Annotated in this window: 14 protein-coding genes and 1 rRNA gene; 4 read left to right on the top strand and 11 right to left on the bottom strand. The window is 68.3% G+C overall.

From position 1 onward, the window contains the following. Positions 1-36 precede the first annotated feature (36 nt). From HQ308_RS18840 to glf, 9 genes are all read right to left on the bottom strand, one after another. Positions 37-1,026: a cutinase family protein gene (locus HQ308_RS18840; RefSeq protein ID WP_222647502.1), complete on the bottom strand. Its 990-nt coding sequence runs from the start codon at positions 1,024-1,026 to the stop codon at positions 37-39. A gap of 10 nt (positions 1,027-1,036) precedes the next feature. Beyond that, entirely contained in the window at positions 1,037-1,582 is a 546-nt protein-coding gene (locus HQ308_RS18835; protein WP_374198546.1) for a DUF732 domain-containing protein, read from the bottom strand. Positions 1,583-1,722: 140 nt separating this feature from the next. Further along, on the bottom strand, positions 1,723-3,582 hold the full coding sequence (locus HQ308_RS18830) for an alpha/beta hydrolase-fold protein (RefSeq protein WP_222647501.1): 1,860 nt from the start codon (positions 3,580-3,582) through the stop codon (positions 1,723-1,725). A 231-nt stretch (positions 3,583-3,813) separates the two neighbouring features. Beyond that, on the bottom strand, positions 3,814-4,770 hold the full coding sequence (locus HQ308_RS18825; protein WP_261770348.1) for an alpha/beta hydrolase family protein: 957 nt from the start codon (positions 4,768-4,770) through the stop codon (positions 3,814-3,816). Between the two features lie 398 nt (positions 4,771-5,168). Continuing rightward, the gene (zomB, locus tag HQ308_RS18820; protein WP_308115828.1) at positions 5,169-6,989 is read right to left on the bottom strand and encodes a flagellar motor control protein ZomB; all 1,821 of its coding nucleotides are present in this window, start codon (positions 6,987-6,989) and stop codon (positions 5,169-5,171) included. A 49-nt stretch (positions 6,990-7,038) separates the two neighbouring features. After that, complete coding sequence (locus HQ308_RS18815) at positions 7,039-7,944, bottom strand: decaprenyl-phosphate phosphoribosyltransferase (protein WP_027507272.1); 906 nt, start codon at positions 7,942-7,944, stop codon at positions 7,039-7,041. Next, positions 7,941-8,486, bottom strand: coding sequence for a phosphatase PAP2 family protein (locus HQ308_RS18810; RefSeq protein WP_051613706.1), 546 nt, complete (start codon positions 8,484-8,486; stop codon positions 7,941-7,943). The genes HQ308_RS18815 and HQ308_RS18810 overlap by 4 nt, the downstream gene beginning before the upstream one ends. A gap of 19 nt (positions 8,487-8,505) precedes the next feature. After that, a complete protein-coding gene (locus HQ308_RS18805; protein ID WP_222647500.1) occupies positions 8,506-10,398 on the bottom strand; it encodes a glycosyltransferase in 1,893 nt (630 codons plus the stop codon). Beyond that, positions 10,395-11,594: a UDP-galactopyranose mutase gene (glf, locus tag HQ308_RS18800; RefSeq protein ID WP_231476480.1), complete on the bottom strand. Its 1,200-nt coding sequence runs from the start codon at positions 11,592-11,594 to the stop codon at positions 10,395-10,397. The genes HQ308_RS18805 and glf overlap by 4 nt, the downstream gene beginning before the upstream one ends. Before the next feature lie 223 nt (positions 11,595-11,817). On the opposite strand from glf, the gene HQ308_RS18795 reads away from it, so the two are divergent. Further along, a complete protein-coding gene (locus HQ308_RS18795) occupies positions 11,818-13,908 on the top strand; it encodes an N-acetylmuramoyl-L-alanine amidase (protein ID WP_222647499.1) in 2,091 nt (696 codons plus the stop codon). Between the two features lie 10 nt (positions 13,909-13,918). Here HQ308_RS18795 and HQ308_RS18790 read toward each other — a convergent pair whose 3' ends face one another. Then, the gene (locus tag HQ308_RS18790; protein ID WP_027507268.1) at positions 13,919-14,770 is read right to left on the bottom strand and encodes a Cof-type HAD-IIB family hydrolase; all 852 of its coding nucleotides are present in this window, start codon (positions 14,768-14,770) and stop codon (positions 13,919-13,921) included. A 94-nt stretch (positions 14,771-14,864) separates the two neighbouring features. On the opposite strand from HQ308_RS18790, the gene HQ308_RS18785 reads away from it, so the two are divergent. The 3 genes from HQ308_RS18785 (at position 14,865) to HQ308_RS18775 (ending at position 18,567) form a co-directional block, all read left to right on the top strand. Further along, positions 14,865-16,547 (top strand): ABC-F family ATP-binding cassette domain-containing protein, encoded by a 1,683-nt coding sequence (locus HQ308_RS18785; RefSeq protein WP_222647498.1) that lies wholly within the window; start codon positions 14,865-14,867, stop codon positions 16,545-16,547. 111 nt (positions 16,548-16,658) lie between these two features. Next, positions 16,659-18,041 carry a GntP family permease gene (locus tag HQ308_RS18780; RefSeq protein WP_222647497.1) on the top strand — a complete coding sequence of 461 codons (1,383 nt, stop codon included), beginning with the start codon at positions 16,659-16,661 and terminating at the stop codon, positions 18,039-18,041. 1 nt (position 18,042) lies between these two features. Continuing rightward, positions 18,043-18,567 (top strand): gluconokinase, encoded by a 525-nt coding sequence (locus HQ308_RS18775; protein WP_374197683.1) that lies wholly within the window; start codon positions 18,043-18,045, stop codon positions 18,565-18,567. A gap of 107 nt (positions 18,568-18,674) precedes the next feature. Here HQ308_RS18775 and rrf read toward each other — a convergent pair. Beyond that, positions 18,675-18,768 (bottom strand): 5S ribosomal RNA (gene rrf, locus HQ308_RS18770); the annotation flags it as partial.

Here is an 18,768-nt window from a genome sequence, read left to right as displayed (position 1 = left end):
GCTCGAGACCAAAGTTGCCCCGCGCAACACCTTCCGTCAGCTGTGAGCAGGCGTCGGAGCCGACGCGACGAGCCCCGCCGCCCAGTTCGCCGTCCACTGTGTGGCGGTGGTGCCGACGTCGTCGATGACGTACCGAGCGTAGTTGCCGTGCACCGGATTACCCGCCGCACCGGCCAGTGCGGTCAGCGACGACGGGATGTTCCGGAGCGACATGGCCTCGGGCGGCGCCGCGCAGATGAGGTCGCCGGGAGCGCAGATCGAGAAGGTCCGATCGGCGAGCGCACCGAACCCACCCTGGCGGGCACCGGTCATGGTGATTCCGGGTACGTCGAGACCGCCGAGAGCCACCTCCGCGCCCACGCCGTCCACCGGCGGGCCGATCTGCTGCGCGCTGGTGCCGTCGCGTCGGCCGTCCGCGATGACGGTGACGCCGAGGACTCGCTCCGCCGGAACCGGACCCGCCCCTGCGCCGATCGACGCGGCGAGATCGCCGACGATGACTGCTCCCTGAGAGAACCCTGCGAGCACGTAGGACGTGAGCGGGCACTCCGAGGACCGCTGCGCCAGGATCTCGTTCGCCTTCGCGGCGCCCTCCGACCGGCTGACGTTGTACGAGGCCTGGCCGTCGGGCGGGAACGCGATGGGATTCGAGAACTGCGCGACGTACGGAACCGTGTAGACCTCGGCGCGCTCGGGGCCGAACTGCTGCTGCAGCGGCTGAGTCACGTTCAGCATCAACGAGATCGGGTTCGCGGTGGGAGCGTAGGGATCGTCCGCCGCGTTCGACTCCCACGTGCCCGGCACCGAGAGCACGAACACGTCGGGGCACGACGCCGGCTGCGAGGTGGGCGGCTCGGCACCGGGAACCTGCGGCTCACCGGGACCGGGTGTCGTCAGTCGACCCGCGAGCAGGTACCAGAGCAACAGCAGGACGAGGACGACGACGAGCGCGACCGCGAGCAGGACGAGCAGTGTGCGCGCCACCGAACGCCGACGCGGCGGCCCGGGCCGACCGGATCGTGTCACGAGGCGCCGCCTATCCGCAGTACGTCGAGCGCGCGACGTCGACGTACGTCTGTGCGGTCCGCGACGCGTCCTCGGCGCTGATGGTCGCACCGGACGCCGACGCCTCGGCACCGACGTTCGCGGTGACGAAGGTGAGGACCTGGTCGTCCGCCACACCCTCGGACTGGGCGGCGCAGATGTAGCTCGCCGTGCCGATGGCGATGTCGCCGTTGCCGGCCACCGTGACGCCGCGGGACTTCAGAGCGTCGAGGAACGCGGTTCCACGGGCGTCGATCGGCACCTCGGTCGGGCCGGGGAAGCCACTGGGCACCGGTTCCGCCTCGTCGGGAGCGGTCGCCGCCGCGCCCGGAATCGTGGTCGCGCCAGGCGAGGTCGACGTGGCGGACGCGGACGTGGAGGTCGGCGCCTCCGTCGTGGTCGCAGCGGCGGTGGCGCTCGACGTGAGGGACGGCGTGCTGCTGGCCGAGGAGTCGTCGCCGCCGCACGCGGTGAGCAGAGCACCGGCCGCGACGGCCAGCATCACGGGAGCGACGGTGGTGGCGAACCTCGAGGTCACGAAAACGTCCTTACTGTCATCGGGGCACGGCAACTGACAGCGGACGGTACCGGCACGGTCTGAGAGGACTCTGTGTGCGGCAAGGCCGGAGGCCGGCCGCGGGGCGAAGTCCCACCGTGTCGGCACCGCCCGGTGTCGGGTCAGGGAACGATCTGGACGACGCCGTCCCGCACCGTCACGAAGCCGTTCTGGAAGTTCTGCTGGACACCGCCGGGAATGTCGAACTGATCGCTGGTGACGTATCCCAGGCGACCGTTCTCGTACCCGACGCTCTTCCACGCGTCGAATATCTGGCCGTTGAGGATGGACCACGCGCCGGTCGCGGGCGACCAGTAGATGTTGCCGCCCTGGAACTCGGTGAAGCGACCGCCGTCACGGACCGGGACCTCGTTGGTCTTCGCGAAGCCGAGGGCTCCGTTCTCCCACCCGAGCTGGCCGTACTTCTCCATGATCTTGCCCATCACGGCGTGCGTACCGGTGTCGGGCGAGAAGTACATCGCACCGATCTCGAAGCCCTGGACCGCACCCGGCTTGTTCGGGGTCTGCACCTCGTCGCGCAGCGGGTAGCCCAGCGGCCCACCCTCGTAGCCCTGGCGGGCCCACTCGTCGAGAATCGCGCCGCGCACTGCGTGCGCACCGGTCTGCGGGGTCCAGTAGACCATTCCGTTGCGGAACGAGTTGTAGCGTCCACGGCCGTCCGGGGTTCCGAGCTCACCCGACAGCGGCATGCCCAGTGCGCCGGCCGGACCACCGTTGGCCGCGTACGCGCCACCGATCGCACCGGCGACGACGTGCGTGCCCCCGTCGGAGGAGAAGATGCGACCGAACCGGAAGTCCTGTGCGCGCCCACCCGCGACGTCGTACTCGGAGGTGAGGCAGTCGCCGAGCCATCCGTTGGCGCTCGCGGTGCCGCCGATGTTCCCGCCGACGCTGCACGCGGGCTTGTCCACCTCGACGCCGAGGGCGGTGGCGATCTGCGGCCATGCCTGGCGGAGCTCGAACTGCCAGTACTGCCACGAGTGGGTTCCGGACGGCCGGTAGTTGATCGAGGCCGGGATGCCGAGCTTGTTGAGCTTGGTCGCGAACGTCTGCGACGTGAGCCGCGACAGGATCTCGAGACCCATGCCGGCGTAGTTCGTGCTGATGCCGGGGATGTCGGACTGCTGGTCGTACGGTCCGGCGGTACCGCTGCCGCTCGAGACGTACAGGCTCATGCCCTTCAGCTTCTCCGCGAGAACGTACGGGTCGTGCTGAGCCCACAGCTCGCTCGACGGCACGCCCCACATGGCACCGGCGTCGAAGCCGCCCGCGTCCTGCATGGCGTACCCGATGGCCTGCGGCATGCCGAGCGTCGTGGTGCTGAGGATGCCGGAGAACGATCCGGCGAATCGGAAGAAGCCCGGGTTCCGCGCCGAGAGCGTCATCGCGGCGGTGCCGCCCATGGAGAGACCGGCGACCGCGCGCGTCTGGTTGGAGCGCCAGTCACGCTCGAGAATGGGCGGGAGCTCCTTGGTCAGGAACGTCTCCCACTTGTAGTTCCGGCCGTTGTTCTGCTCGGCCCAGTCGGAGTAGAAGCTCGACTGACCGCCGACGGGCAGCACGACGTTGACGTTCTTGTCGGCGAACCAGGACTCGGCGTCGGTCTCGGCGGTCCAGCCGTTCTCGGTGTCGGTCGCGCGCATGCCGTCGAGCATCCACACCGACGGGAACGTGGCCTGCGGGTTCTTGTTCCAGTCCCGCGCGAGCAGCAGCTGCACCTGGATCGGGACTCCCATGGACGGCGAGTTCACCCACACCGCGACACGGCGGTCGGTGATCCAGTCGACCGCGGACACGGTGGCGCCGGCATCCGCCTGCGCGCGCAGCGGCGCTGCCTGGACAGGTGCCGCGTGGACCGGAGACGCGACCGCCGTGGCGGCCTGGCCCCCTGCGAGCGGAAGAACCAGCGTGACCGCCAGGGCGGACAGGATCCGCGCAATCCGGCCGTTCGGAACTCGCATGTGTGGGACTCGCTTCCTCGAAACGTCAGACTGTGCGGGGCCGTCGGCGTGCCGGAGAGGTCCGGTACGTCGAGACTGCCGCCGATCTTGTTCTACACGGTCACGGCGACGGTCTCGGGGAGACTCGCTGTGACTGGTGGTGCAAATGTTACTGGAGTCGCCTCAGAACATGCGACAGCCCCGGACACCGTCGCCGAAGCGAGGGCCGGGGCTGTCGACTACCGAGCTGACTCAGCCGATGTTGGCCTTCAGGTCGGGCATCATCTGCACGATCTGATCGAACCAGTAACCCCACCGGTGCGTTCCCTGCGCGGGGAAGCTGTAGGTGACGTTGTTGGCGCCGATCGATGCCATGCGGACCTGGAACGCGCGGCTGTTGGCGAGCGCCAGAGCCTCGAGGCCCATGCCGTTGGCGGTGTTGTAGTAGTCGAGCAGCGAGCCCGGACGGTCGTAGTTGCCCGGGAGTCCGCTGGCAGCCGAGACCCAGACACGCGTGCCGTTGTCACGCAGACGCGGCGCGAAGACGAACGGGTCGTTGCGGAGCCACGCCGGGTTCCAGGGCGGTCCCCACATGCTGTCGACGTTGTAGCGACCGGCGTCGAGCATCGCGACGCGGATGGCCTCACGCATGCCGGGCGCCGAGATGTTCAGGTAGCCGGACAGCGAGCCGGCGTAGCTGAACTGGTTCGGGTGGTACGCGGCGAGTGTCAGCGCAGCGCTGCCGCCCATCGACAGACCGACGATGCCGTTGTTCTGACGCGAGAAGCCGAGGTCACCCGCTGCGAGACGGTTGGGGAGGTCCTGCGTCAGGAACGTCTCCCACTTGTACGTGATCTGCTGGCCGTTGAAGTTCGACGGTGCGTACCAGTCGGTGTAGAAGCTGGACTCACCGCCGACCGGCTGGACGACGTTGATGTTGTTGTCCGAGAGGAACGAGCCCGCATTGGTCTCGTGCTCCCATCCGCTGATGTCCGGCGTCGCGCGGAGACCGTCGAGGAGGTACACGACCTTCGACGTGTTGCCGTCGGCGGCGCGCCAGACGCGACTCTTGATCGGACCCATGGACGAGTCGGACCAGACGTCGAATCCGGCACGGATCTCGGCGTTGGCAGTGGCTCCGGTGCCCACGACCGCGAGGCCGAGAGGGATGGCGGCGGCCATCACGACGGAGACGAGGGCCTGACGCATACGTCGGCCCACTCGGGGGGTGCGCAGGCGTGAAGCCTTACGCGGCAGAGCGCTGTCGTCACCAGCGACATCGGTAACGGACCCGTCACGCATACATTCGGCCTCTCACAGTTCCGTGCAGCCGGACGGCCGCACCGCTTCGTCGATCGATATCCGGTCACGCTCCGAGGAAGACCTCGGAACCTGAACCATCGGTCTCGTCTTCCGCGCACGATCGCCCCGCGGGCGATCCTGCACGTCGACGCACATCATCTACACATATCTCCGCCGACGGAGACAGCGTTACACAAACGAGATGCCGGAATCCAGCCGGGACGTCGAAATCGGAATACTCACGACACCGAAACGCCATGACCCGGTGATCTCACTGTGACGCGGATCTCACTTGCCGCACATCGTCACGATGCGGGCCGCTCCGGGGGCATCTCTAAATTACACCGTTGTATTTCGTACTTCGGCACCCGGTCGAATCGGTACCCCGCGAGATCCAACGAGTGCTTGAAGTTCTGCACGAATCGGGCCCGCGTGAGCTCCGAACGGTAGGACGTCAGCAGTTCCTGCGTCTCCGGACAGGTCAACGCGACCTGCGCCTGCTCCACCCATTCCTCGTCCAGATAGAACGGCAGGAAGGGATGCACGTCCACCATTCCGGTGTCCGCGACCACCCAGTCCGTGTACAGGTTCTTGTCGTGTCCGATGCGGCCGTTGTCGAGCCGTTCCGTGTGCGCCGCCAACGGATACGCCAGGCCCATCTGATCCAGCACCCGGACGTCGAGCCCCACGTTCATGCTGGTCATTCCCAAGTTGAGGAAGTAGACGACGTGCTCGTCGCCGCCCTCGGGAATCGGCAGGGGCGGCGGCACCACGTCCCAGTAGGTGAACTGCGCGGACGGCAGCAACAGACCGCCGTCCGGCGTGTTCTCGATGGTCTGCACCATTGCCCGCATGCGCGGGTAGTCCAGGTAGTCGCTGGCCAGGATCGGATGGCGGTGGCCGGTGTTCTCGGAGTAGAAGGCCCGCTCGTCGACGATGCCGCTACGCCCGACCGTCGTGCCCTGCGGCATGCCTGTGGTGGTGGCCGCGAAGACCGCCCAGACGACCACGCCGAGCCACAGCGCGACGCACGACACCAGCGCCACGATTCCGCGCCGCAGCGGGATCGGCACGACGGCGACCGGGAGCAGCAGCAGGAACAGCGCGGGGAGCAGAGTGCGGCCGTGCATGAAGTCGCCGCCAACTCGCACCGCGTACACCGTGGAGATCAGACCCGACACGAGCGCGAAGACCACCACGGCGCTCGGCGTCCGGATCCGCGAGACCAGTCCGGCGAGACCGCTCGGCGCCTCGCCACGGCGAGCCGCACCGGGCCCGATCCGGGTGGCGGCCAGTGCCGCGGCCACGACGACCAGCACCGCGGGCACCCACAGGGCGTAGGGCCCCACGAGGTTCCACAGATACGTCGAACCCTGCGCCCACTTGGCGCCGCCGGCGTCCTTCGACACCGCAGTGTTCGGGTACGGCAGCGCGTAGTAGCCCATGCGCCAGATCTGGTAGCCCACCGGGAGCAGACCGGCGACCACGACGATGGCGCCGCGGCGGATCCATCCCGACGTCGCGACGACGAGCATGAGGAGCGCGAGGCCGCCGACGATGACGAGTTCCGGGCGGACGAGGGGCGACAGTCCGCCCCAGAACGCGATGACGAGCACGAGTGCCGTCGACGGGTTCTCCACCCGCCGGTCCGCCCACCGGAGCATCAGCCACCACAGGACCGCGATCCAGAAGATGACCAGGCACGACTCGAGGCCGGACGTCGCGAAGTCGCGTGCCGGCGGTACGGCGATGTAGACGAGCGCTCCTGCGGGGAGCGCGAGCACCGCGCGCCCGGCGTACAGGCGTGCCGTGCCGATCATCGCGACCGTGACGGCCGCCGTCGTCAGCACGAGGGCGATGGTCAGCACCACGTACTCGAGGCGGACACCGCTGAGCCACGAGAAGGCGTACACGACATAGGTCCAGGCGGCGCTCGTGTTGGTCTCGACGCGCTCGCCCGCGTTGAACACCGGCCCGTTGCCGGCCAGGAGGTTGCGGACCGTGCGCAGCACGATCAGTCCGTCGTCCGCGATCCAACGGCGGTCCCAGGCGCCCCAGAAGGTCAGCACCGCGACCACGGCGATACCGGCGACGCCGGTCGCTCGGGCCCACCCGGGCGTTCCCACCCGGTCCTCGGCCCGCGACTGCTCGTCGCCGGTACGTTCTGTCAGTTCCTCATGCGAGGTAGACAGCGACACCCACCACTCCGATCCACACGATGGCGAGCATCTGGAGCACCCGGTCCCCGAGTGCGATCTCCTCGGGCTCGCCCGCTTCGCCACCGTCCACGTCCACTGCGTACCGCAGGATAGCGACAGTGAAGGGAACCATCGAGATGGCGAAGAGGGAACTGCCGTTCTTCGCGTCCTGGTCGAAGGCCCACAGTCCGTAGCAGATGACGACGGCCGTGGCGCTGAGCGTCCACACGAACCGCAGGTAGGTGGTGGTGTAGTTCTCCAGCGACTTGCGGATCTTGGCGCCGGTGCGTTCGGCGAGCTGCAGTTCGGCGTACCGCTTGCCGGCTGCCATGAACAGCGATCCGAAGGCCATGATCAGCAGGAACCACTGCGACAGCGGGATGTCGGCCGCCACGCCGCCCGCGATCGCGCGCAGCAGGAAGCCGGACGAGACGATGCAGATGTCGAGCACCGCCTGGTGCTTCAGGCCGAAGCAGTACGCGAGCTGGACCGCGATGTAGACGCCCATGACCACGGCGAGGTTCCAGTTGGCCAGGAACGAGAGCCCGATCGCGCCGCCGAGCAGCACCACCGCCATCGCGAAGGCCAGGTTGACCGGGAGGACACCCGCCGCTATGGGACGGAATCGCTTGGTGGGGTGCGCCCGGTCCGCCTCGACGTCCATCGCGTCGTTGACCAGATAGATGCCCGACGCGGCCATGCAGAAGACGAGGAACGCGAGCGCCACCGGCAGGAGCACCGAGCTCTCGGTGACCGAGCCGGCAGCCAGGGGCGCCGCCAGGACCAGCACGTTCTTGACCCACTGGCGCGGGCGCACAGCCTTGACGATGCCCGTGGCCAGGTTCTTCGGGGGCGCGCCGACGACGGCGGGTTCCTCGCTCATGCTGCTCCTGCTGTCGTGGCCGCTGCGTCTCCGCCGGTCAGGCCGAATCGGACCGCCGCGTTCTTCTCGGCTCGCACCGTCGCCGCCGCGGACAGCGCGCCGAGCGCGGAGCCCACGAGTACGTCGGAAGGGTAGTGAACACCGAGCACCAGGCGCGACACCAGCATCGCGGGCACCAGCACCGGTGCCACGGGCAGACCGCTCGCGCGGCCGATCAGGAGCGCCGCGGCCGTGGTGGACGTCGCGTGCGACGACGGGAAGCTGAACCGGCTGGGCGTGGAGACGCCGACGCGCACGGACGGATGGGTCGGGCGCCGACGCCGCGAGATGCGCTTGACGACGATCGACGCCGCGTGCGCACCGACGGCACCGACCGCGACCGACGCCCACTGCTCGCGCCGCGCCGAGTCGACCACGGCACCGACACCGCCGATGGCGATCCACCCGAGGGCGTGCTCACCGAAGTGCGACATCCCCCGAGCGACACGCACGGCGCCCGGCAGTGATCCGACGCTGCCCTGCACCGCGGTGAGGACCCGCAGGTCGGTTCGAACCAGGTTGTCAGTTCGGATAGGAGAAGACACGTTCCCAACGCTCCTTGCTGGTGAGTTCGGGCACGGCGCGACGGTACCGGTCGGACAGCTCGGGGAAGCGCGACGCCAGCTCGCGGCGCAGCGAGAGCGCCTCTCCGAGCAGCGCGGAGGCGATCTTCGGATCCCGCTTGCGGTACACGACGCCGCGTCCGTCGGCGGTGGTGACGGTGACACCGTCGACCTGCGAGAGCAGGTACCAGCGCGCATCGAGCGTCGGCACGTTGAGCTGGGGACGGTCGTGGTGCTGCCGCTGCGCACCTCGGGCGTTGTGGATCAGGCCCTTCGCCAGCCGGGACACCTTGGCCACGGCGCCGACCGGCTCGGCGACGGCGGGAACGTCCGCGCCGCTGGCCGGCGGGAGCAACGTCGACGACGGGACGACCACGGCGTCGGGGTACTGCCTGCGTACCCGGTGCACCTCGGCGAGCGCCGTCGGCAGGATGTCCATGATGTGCTCGGGGCCGGCGAGGAAGTCGCGGATCGCCATGTTCTGGATCGCGACCGTGGAGTACTCGAGGCACAGCAGATGCTTCATCGTGGCCTTGACGGTGTTCACCACGAGGCCGCGGGCGGAACCCGGGGAGTGCAACGCCGCCACCACGAGGCGGTTGCGCAGGTGGAAGTACGCCTGCCAGTCGATGGCGTCGTCCTTGTCGCTCCACGCCATGTGCCAGATCGCGGCCCCCGGCAGAGTCACCGTGGGGAACCCGGCCTCGCGGGCTCGCAGTCCGTACTCGGCGTCGTCCCACTTGATGAACAGCGGCAGCGGCTGACCGATCGTCTCGGCGACCACCCGCGGGATGAGGCACATCCACCAGCCGTTGTAGTCGACGTCGATCCGGCGGTGCAGCAGTGTCGACTCGCGGAGCGGCTTCTCGGCGAAGTCGTGGTCGTACTCGACGTTCTGGGCGCCACCCCACATGAAGATGCCGGTGTCGATCTTCTCGCCCATCACGTGCAGGTGACTTCGTGCCTGCAGGTTGAGCATCTGGCCACCGACGAGTGTCGGCACCTTCGCGAAGCGGGCCATGGCGAGCGCCCGCAGGATCGAGTCGGGCTCGATCTCGATGTCGTCGTCCATGAAGAGGATGTGCTCGGCGTCGGTGTTCTCGAGTGCCTCGTACATGATCCGGCTGTATCCGCCGGATCCACCGAGGTTGGCCTGGTCGTGGATGCTGAGGAGATCACCGAACGCGGCCGCGGCATCGTCGAATCCGGGCTCGTCGCGCACCTTGCGGGTGCCCTGGTCGGGCACGATGACGGCGTCGACGACGGCCATGACCAGTGGATCGGACGCGATCGCCGTCAGCGCCTTCACGCAGTCCGTCGGCCGGTCGAACGTGGGGATGCCGATGGCCACGGACGCGCGTCCGGGCGCGTCGACGGGTGCGAACCACCCGGCGGACCGCACCTCGACGTCGGTGTCCGTGGTGACGTCGAACCAGATCCATCCGCCGTCCTCGAAGGGACCGAGCTCGACGACGAACTCGAGAGTCGTGACGTCGCCGTCGACCGTCGTCGCGTCGTCGGTGTCGCCGCCCTGGACGTGGATCCGGGACCCGTCCGCCTTCGAGCGGTAGACGTCGACGCGGCAGTGGCCGATCAGCTCGACCCGCAGGACGACGGAATCCAGCGTGCTCCACCGTCGCCAGTAGCTCGCCGGGAACGCGTTGAAGTACGTGCCGAAGGAGACCTCCGACTCGGATCCGATGGACACCGAGGTGCGAGAGAGCGAATGCGCGCGGCGCGGGTTGGTGCGGGCCTCGTCCGTGTACAGGGTGCGGACGTCGAGCGGCTCACCGGCGCGCGGGAGCAGGATGCGTTGGAGCAGCGACCGCCCCAGCAACTGGTCCTCGCTCACGCCGAATCACCCAGTGGAGCACCGGATTCGAGGTGGGGGCGCAACGTGTTCTCGAACGTGGTGAGCGCACTGGCGATGGCCATGTGCATGTCGAGGTACTGGTAGGTGCCCAGTCGGCCGCCGAACAGGACGGAGTTCTCGGCCGTCTCCTGCTTGGCGCGGGCCCGGTAGGCCGCCAGCTTCGCGCGGTCGTCGGGAGTGTTGATGGGGTAGTACGGCTCGTCTCCCGACTCCGCGAACCGGGAGTACTCGCGCATGATGACCGTCTTGTCCGCGGGGTAGTCGCGCTCGGGATGGAAGTGCCGGAACTCGTGGATGCGCGTGTAGGGCACGTCCGCATCGTTGTAGTTCATCACCGGGGTGCCCTGGAAGTCACCGGTGTCGAGCACCTCGGTCTCGAAGTCGAGTGTGCGCCAACCCAGTTCGCCCTCGGAGTAGTCGAAGTATCGGTCCAGCGGTCCCGTGTAGACGATCGGCGCGTCCGGGCTCTCGGCCCGGAGTTCGTCACGGACGTCGAACCAGTCCGTGTCCAGCCGGACCTCGATGAGGTCGCTCTTCGCCATGTTCTCGAGCCACGCGGTGTAGCCGTCGACGGGCAGACCCTCGTGGGTGTCGTTGAAGTAGCGGTTGTCGAAGGTGTAACGGACCGGGAGCCGCGCGATGTTGCCCGCGGGCAGATCCTTGGGATCGGTCTGCCACTGCTTGGCGGTGTAGTCGCGGACGAACGCCTCGTACAGCGGGCGGCCGATCAGCGCGATGGCCTTCTCCTCGAGATTCGCGGCATCCTCGACCGAGATCTCGCTGGACTGCTCCTCGATGAGCGCGCGCGCCTCGGCGGGAGTGAAGTAGCGGCCGAAGAACTGGGACACCAGGCCCAGGCCCATCGGGAACTGGTACGCCTGGCCCTTGTGCAGGGCGAACACGCGGTGCTGGTAGCCCGTGAACTCGGTGAAGCGAGTGACGTACTCCCACACCTTCTCGTTCGACGTGTGGAAGAGGTGGGCGCCGTACTTGTGGATCTCGATGCCGGTACCGGGCTCGGGTTCGGAGTAGGCATTGCCTCCGATGTGGGAGCGCCGGTCGAGCACGAGCACTCGTTTTCCCAGTTCCGCGGCACTCCGCTCGGCGATCGTGAGGCCGTAGAAACCGGACCCCACGACGATCAGGTCGTACCGTCCTCGCGAAGTATCAGTCACGGGTGACCAGGGTATCCGACGCTGTGTAGTCGTCCCGCAACCCGCACGTCGACCCTCCCGACGGGCGAATCGTTCGAACACCTGGCCGAACCCTCTACTTGAGGTTGATGGTTGGTGTTTCTGTGGCTAGTGTGGCGCTTGTTGCGCATCATCTATCACATGAGTCACATCCGTCACATGTGACGGTGATCGCGGGGCAACGTCTACCAGGGGAGAAATCGTCTTGCACCGTCGACCGAAGCCGTCACTGATTCTGGGTGTCGTCGCCGCACTCGCGGTCACGAGTCCTGTCGTGGTCTACGCCGTCGGGGACAGCACCACCGGAGTGCGCGCGGCCAACGACACGACCACCGTCGTTCCCACGCAGATCGCCAAGCTGGCGCTCGCGAACGCACCCGACATCGTCATACCCGTGAAGGAACTCACCGGGCTGGATCTGCCGGACATCGACCTGGGGTCGCTGCGCGATCTGTCGCTGCCCGACTCCTTCGAGATCCCGTCCATCCCCGGACTCACGGTTCCCGAGGTGCCCGCCGCGTCGCCCACCGATCCGGCAGCCCCCGCGCCGTCCGAGGTGGACGGCTCGCAGGACGGCGCCGTGGTCAAGGAGGTGTCCCAGGACACCCCCTTCAGCATGGTCGCGCTGACGGCCGACCAGCTCGGCTCTGCGGTGGCCCGTGTGCGTGCCCAGCTCGACGACGGTTCCTGGGGTCCGTGGAACGAGACGCAGTCCATCGACACCGGTCGCACCGATTCGGACGTGCCCGCCGTCGCCAACGGCACGGAGCCCATCTACGTGGGCCTGACCAAGCGCGTCCAGTTCCTGCTGAGCCCCACCGTCCCGGCCGGCGCCGTGCTGAACCCCGCCGACCCGGCCTTCCCGGTCGAGCCGCCGGCACCCGCTCCCGAGGCGGCACCGGCACCCGAGGCGGCTCCCGCTCCCGACGCGGCCGATCCCGTCGCGCCGGCACCCGAGCTCGGCTACGTCCCGGCGTCGTCGTCCCGCCCGCTGCGGGCCCAGCCGATCGCGAACGCCCTCGCGGACGCGACCGCCGTGCTCATCACGCCCGGCACCTCGGCGGCCGACAGCACGCTGAGTGACATCGCGACCCCCGTCGACGGCTCCGGACCCGCCGTGATCACCCGCGCCCAGTGGGGAGCGGACGAGTCGAAGCGCTGCGGTTCTCCCACGTACGACGACTCTCTCGGCGGCGCCACGGTGCACCACACCGCGGGCAGCAACAACTACAGCAAGGACGAGTCCGCGGGCATCGTCCGGGCGATCTACGCGTACCACGCGCAGACCCTCGGCTGGTGCGACATCGGTTACAACGTGCTGGTGGACAAATACGGCCAGGTGTTCGAGGGCCGCGCAGGTGGCCTCGATCGCAACGTCGAGGGCGCGCACGCGGGCGGCTTCAACGAGAACACCATGGGCATCGCGCTGATGGGCGACTACAGCTCGGAACAGCCGACGCAGGAGTCGCTCGACGCTGCCGGCAAGTTCCTCGGGTGGCGTCTCGGCAAGGCCGGCCTGGACCCGAAGGGGACCACCACGATGACGTCCGAGGGCACGCAGTACACGTTCGTCCAGCAGGGCCGCTCGATCGATCTCCCGGTGATCTTCGCGCACCGCGACGTCGGCAACACCGAGTGCCCGGGCGACGCCGCCTACGCACGTATGGACGACATCCGGTCCATCGCGGCAGCCAACCTGAACGGGACCGGCACCCCGACACCGGCGGAGCCCGGTACCGGGACCTCGACCGACGAGGGCCTGGTGGCGCCGCCCGTCGCCGCTCCCCCGAGTGTCGACGCGTCGTCACCGGCACCCGGCAACACGCTGACCGGGCTCGTGTCCGAACTCCTCGCGATGGGCGTCCAGAACCCGATCGTGCAGAAGTGGGTCGCCGAGGGCGGTGAGTCGGGTCGACTCGGCGCCGCCCTGACCGGACTGCTCCCCGCACCCGAGGGACAGACCCGCGCGGACTTCGCCAACGGATCGATCTACACGACGCCCACCGGCCAGGTGGTCTCGGTGCTCGGCCAGATCTTCAAGCAGTTCGTCGCCATGGGCTCGGAGTCCGGATCTCTCGGACTGCCGACGTCCGACGAGTACCGCATCCCGAACGGATGGCAGTCCGACTTCGAGAACGGGTCGCTCTCGTTCGACGAGATCACGGGCATCGTGACGACGGTCGTGAAGACCTTCACCGACACGTACACCGCGGAGATGAACGCCGGCGCGCCGGTGGACGCTCCCGCACCGGCCCCCGAGGCTGCCCCGGCTCCCGAGGCAGCGCCCGTCGGCTGATCGTTCTCCTCTAACTCCACCACCGTTCGAGCACGCGGGCGACGCCGTCGTCCGCGTTGCTCGTGGTGACCTCGTCGGCCGCGGCGATCGCAGCAGGGTGCGCATTGCCCATCGCGACGCCGTGGCCGACCATCGTCAGCATCGGCACGTCGTTCGGCATGTCTCCGAAGGCGATCATCTCGGACGCGTCGATGCCGAGAGTGCGCGCGATCTCCAGCAGTCCCGACGCCTTCGACACTCCGGGCGGACTCAGTTCGATCAGCCCGTTGTCGGTCGAGAAGGTCACGTCGGCGAGGTGCTCCACATGGGACGTCAGCGCGGCCGCCATGTCCCCGCTCGTCATCGACGACTGCCGGATCAACAATTTCACGGCGGGGGCGGACAGCACCTCCTCCGAGGACGTCTCGGTGTTGTCGGGGTTGAGCCACGCGTGCTCGTAGCCGGGGGAGCTCACGAACTGCGGCGTCGCCGCGTCGTGCGCGCTGCGGCCGACCCGCTCCACCGCGAGGCCGCACCCGGCGATGAGGGACTCCGCAAGAGCGGCCAGCTCGGCCAGATCGGTCACGCTCAACGTCCGCGCCGACACGACCACGTCGTTCTCGCTGTCGTAGATCACGGCACCGTTGGCGCACACGGCCATGGGCGCGTGACCCAGCTGCTCGACGATGGGCCCGATCCACCTCGGCGGTCGACCCGTCGACAGCACGAAGGTGTCCCCGGCCGCCACGACGGCGTGCACCGCGGCCTTCGTTCGAGCCGTCACGCGCTCGTGGTGGTCGATGAGCGTTCCGTCGACGTCCGATGCGACGAGCCGCGGCCGTCCGGTCTCGCCGGGAGTGACGGGTCGCTGTGTGGGCTGCATCGGTCAAGTTTGCCCGACGGGGTTCCGCGACGTCTCCAGCGACGCACGAATATGGCGTGGAGGACGCGATCGACCGGCCGTAGTCTGACGTCCTGTGTCCCATCTCGAACTGTCCGACGTCGACTACTTCCTGCCCGACGGCCGCCAATTGCTGGACGGCGTGTCCTTCCGGGTCGGTGACGGCGCCAAGACCGCACTGATCGGACCCAACGGGACCGGCAAGACCACCATCACCCGCATCGTCGCCGGTGACGTGTCGCCGGACGAGGGGAGCGTGACGCGCTCCGGAACGCTCGGGGTGATGCGGCAGTTCGTCGGCCAGGTGCGCGACGAGTCGACGGTGCGTGACCTCCTGCTGTCCGTGTGCGCCGAGCCCGTCCGTACGGCCGCCCGGCGACTGGACGACTCCGGGAACGCGATGATCGAGCACGACGACGAAGCGACCCAGATGGCCTACGCACAGGCGCTGTCCGACTGGGGCGACATCGGTGGGTACGACCTCGAGCCGTTCTGGGACGAGGTCACCATGGCCGCGATGGGCACCTCGTTCGAACGCGCGAAATGGCGGGCCGCGTCCACGCTCAGTGGCGGCGAGCAGAAGAGGCTCGTGCTCGAGGCACTGTTCGCGGGCAACGATCAGCTGCTGCTGCTCGACGAGCCCGACAACTACCTCGACGTGCCGGGCAAGCGGTGGCTCGAGCGCACCATCGCCGCGTCGGACAAGTCGGTACTGTTCATCAGCCACGACCGAGAGTTGTTGTCCACGGCCGCAACTCGCATCGTGACACTGGAGCCGGGCATCAACGGCGCCTCGGCGTGGGTGCACGGAGGCGGCTTCTCCACCTACACCGAGGCACGCGAGAGGCGGAACGCGCGACTCGACGAGTTGAAGGCGCGGTGGGACGAGGAGCGGGTGAAACTGCAGGCGCTCGTACTGCGGTTGCGCGAGAAGGCGAAGTTCAACGACGGTGTGGCCTCGCGCTATCAGGCGGCCCGGACGAGGCTCGCGAAGTTCGAGGAGGCGGGCCCACCCGAGGCGGTGCCGCTCCGACAGAACGTCGCTGTGCGGCTCACGGGAGGACGGACCGCGAAGCGTGCACTCGTGTGCACGTCACTCGAGTTGACCGGACTCATGCAGCCCTTCGACACGGAGATCTGGTACGGCGACCGCGTGGCCGTACTGGGCTCCAACGGGTCCGGCAAATCGCACTTCCTGCGGCTGCTCGCTGCCGGCGGAACCGATCCCGACCTCGAGCACCTCCCCGTCGGCGAACTCGACCTGGCACCCGTACCGCACACGGGCACAGCCACTCTCGGTGCGCGGGTCCGCCCGGGACTGTTCGCTCAGACCCACACCCGTCCCGATCTCGAGGGCAACACATTGCTGGACATCCTGCACCGCGGGACCTCGCACCGTGACGGGATGGGACGGGAGGCCGCGTCCCGCGCACTGGACCGCTACGGGCTCTCCCGCCAGGCGGAGCAGAGGTACGACGACCTCTCCGGTGGTCAGCAGGCACGGTTACAGATCCTGCTGTTGGAGCTGTCCGGCGCCACGATGCTTCTCCTCGACGAACCCACCGACAACCTCGACCTCGAGTCGGCCGACTCCCTGCAGGACGCGATCGTCGCGTTCGACGGAACCGTGGTCACGGTGACGCACGACCGATGGTTCGCTCGGAGTTTCGACCGGTTCCTCGTCTTCGGGGCGGACGGTCGGGTGTACGAGTCGGGTGAACCGGTGTGGGACGAGGGCCGCGTGGCACGCGCTCGATGACACCCCGCCGGACGTGACGATTCGGACACGGTGAGGCGCGTGCAACGCCGTGCGTGCGAGTCGCGCCGTTAGTGTCGGGACACATCTCGGCACGCGAAAGGGTGACTCGGCGTGGACATCATGGAACCGGTACACGGAACGGCCTACCTGCTGTCGGTCGCGGCCATCGCCGTGGCCGTCCTGCTCTTCCTCATCATGAGGGTGAAGCTCCACGCCTTCCTGTCGCTCGTTCTGGTCAGCATGGTGACGGCGGTCGCCGCAGGCATCCCGCTCGCGGACGTACCCGACACGCTCCTCTCGGGCTTCGGAGGGACACTCGGCAACGTCGCGTTGCTCGTCGCGCTGGGCGTGATGCTCGGCCGACTCCTCGAGAAGACCGGTGGGGCCCAGGTTCTCGCGGACACCCTCATCGCGCGCTTCGGTGAAAAGCGCGCTCCCTTCGCGCTCGGCGTCGCCGCCTTGATCTTCGGGTTCCCAATCTTCTTCGACGCCGGTCTCGTCATCTTCCTGCCGATCATCTTCTCGGTGGCGCGGCGCTTCGGCGGATCCGTCCTGCTCTACGCGCTGCCGACAGCCGGCGCCTTCGCGGCCATGCATGCGATCGTGCCGCCGCACCCGGGACCCGTGGCAGCGGCGGACCTCATGGGCGGAGACATCGGCGTCACTCTCGTCGTCGGGCTCCCGGTCGCGATCATCGCGTGGTTCCTCGGTTCCTACCTGGTCGGTACGCGCCTGGGTCGCCGGTTCGTCACCAGCCCGGCCGCGCTGTTCGCCGATGCCGCCGACGACCCCGACGCTCCTGCCGTCGCGCCACCGCGCTTCCTGGCCGTCCTCGGACTGCTCCTGTTCCCGCTGATACTCATCTGCCTGAACACCGGTGTCTCGACGCTGCAGACCGCCGGAATCGTCTCGGAGGACGCCGGATGGGCGGACGCACTCATTCTCCTGGGGCAGACACCCGTCGCTCTGCTGCTGACGGTGCTCCTGTCACTCGTGGTCCTGGCACCCGGACGGTTCTCCGTCTCCAAGGCCACGTCGCTCATGGACGACGCCCTGGGCCCGGTGTGCGCGATCATCCTCATCACGGGCGCCGGCGGAATGTTCGGCGGAGTTCTTCGCGCCAGCGGCATCGGTGCGTCTCTGACGGAGTCGCTGTCGGATCTCGGGTTCTCGTTGATCGTGCAGGCGTTCCTCATCGCGGCGGCTCTCCGCGTCGCGCAGGGCAGTGCGACGGTCGCGCTGACGACCACTGCCGGCCTGGTCTCGGCTCAGGTGGTCGAGCTCGGGTTGGGTAACTTCGACATCGCACTGCTCGTGTTCGCGATCGCTGCGGGAGCCACCGTGCTCTCGCACGTGAACGACTCGGGTTTCTGGCTCGTCAGCCGATTCTTCGGCATGGACGAGAAGACGACTCTGAAGACTTGGACGGTCATGGAAACGACATTGGGACTCGCGGTCTTCGCGCTCGCCTCACTGCTCTGGGTGGTGTTCTGACGTGACGGACCACGCCGACGGCATTCCGAGACACATCGTCGTGATGGGTGTGTCGGGGACCGGGAAGACGACCGTCGGCAGCGCACTGGCGACGACACTGGGGAGCACCTTCATCGAGGGCGACACTTTTCATCCCAAGGCGAACATCGACAAGATGTCTGCAGGCCACCCGCTGAACGACGACGACCGTCGACCGTGGCTCGCCGCGGTGGCAGGTGAGATCGGACGAGTGGCAGGCGAGGGTGGAACGTCGGTGACGGCCTGTTCCGCCCTGACGCGGCGGTACCGGGACTGGCTGCGCGGGGGCTACCCGGATCTGTTCTTCGTCCATCTGCAAGCGGACTACGACACGCTTCTCGACCGCATGTCGCGCAGGAAGCACTTCATGCCCCCGTCTCTGCTGCAGTCGCAGTTCGACACCCTCGAGGACCTCCAGGCGGACGAGCACGGCGCGGGTGTGCCGGATGTCGACGGCGTCGAGAAGGTGGTCGGAGCTGCCGTGAAGGCAGTGGGCGCCTCCCGGTAGCACCATGCCGGCCGGCGGGGGCACGGCGAAAGACCTTCTGGCGGTGCATGACCCGGGAATGCAGAAAGCCCCCGGACCGGTGGTCGGGGGGCTTTCTGGGAAGGGTTGTTCGGCGGTGTCCTACTCTCCCACACCCTGTCGGGTGCAGTACCATCGGCGCTGGAGGGCTTAGCTTCCGGGTTCGGAATGGGTCCGGGCGTT

The sequence above is a fragment of the Rhodococcus sp. BP-241 genome, assembly GCF_019836145.1.
Lineage (GTDB): Bacteria > Actinomycetota > Actinomycetes > Mycobacteriales > Mycobacteriaceae > Rhodococcoides.
This window is presented reverse-complemented; position numbering and strand designations above follow the sequence as displayed.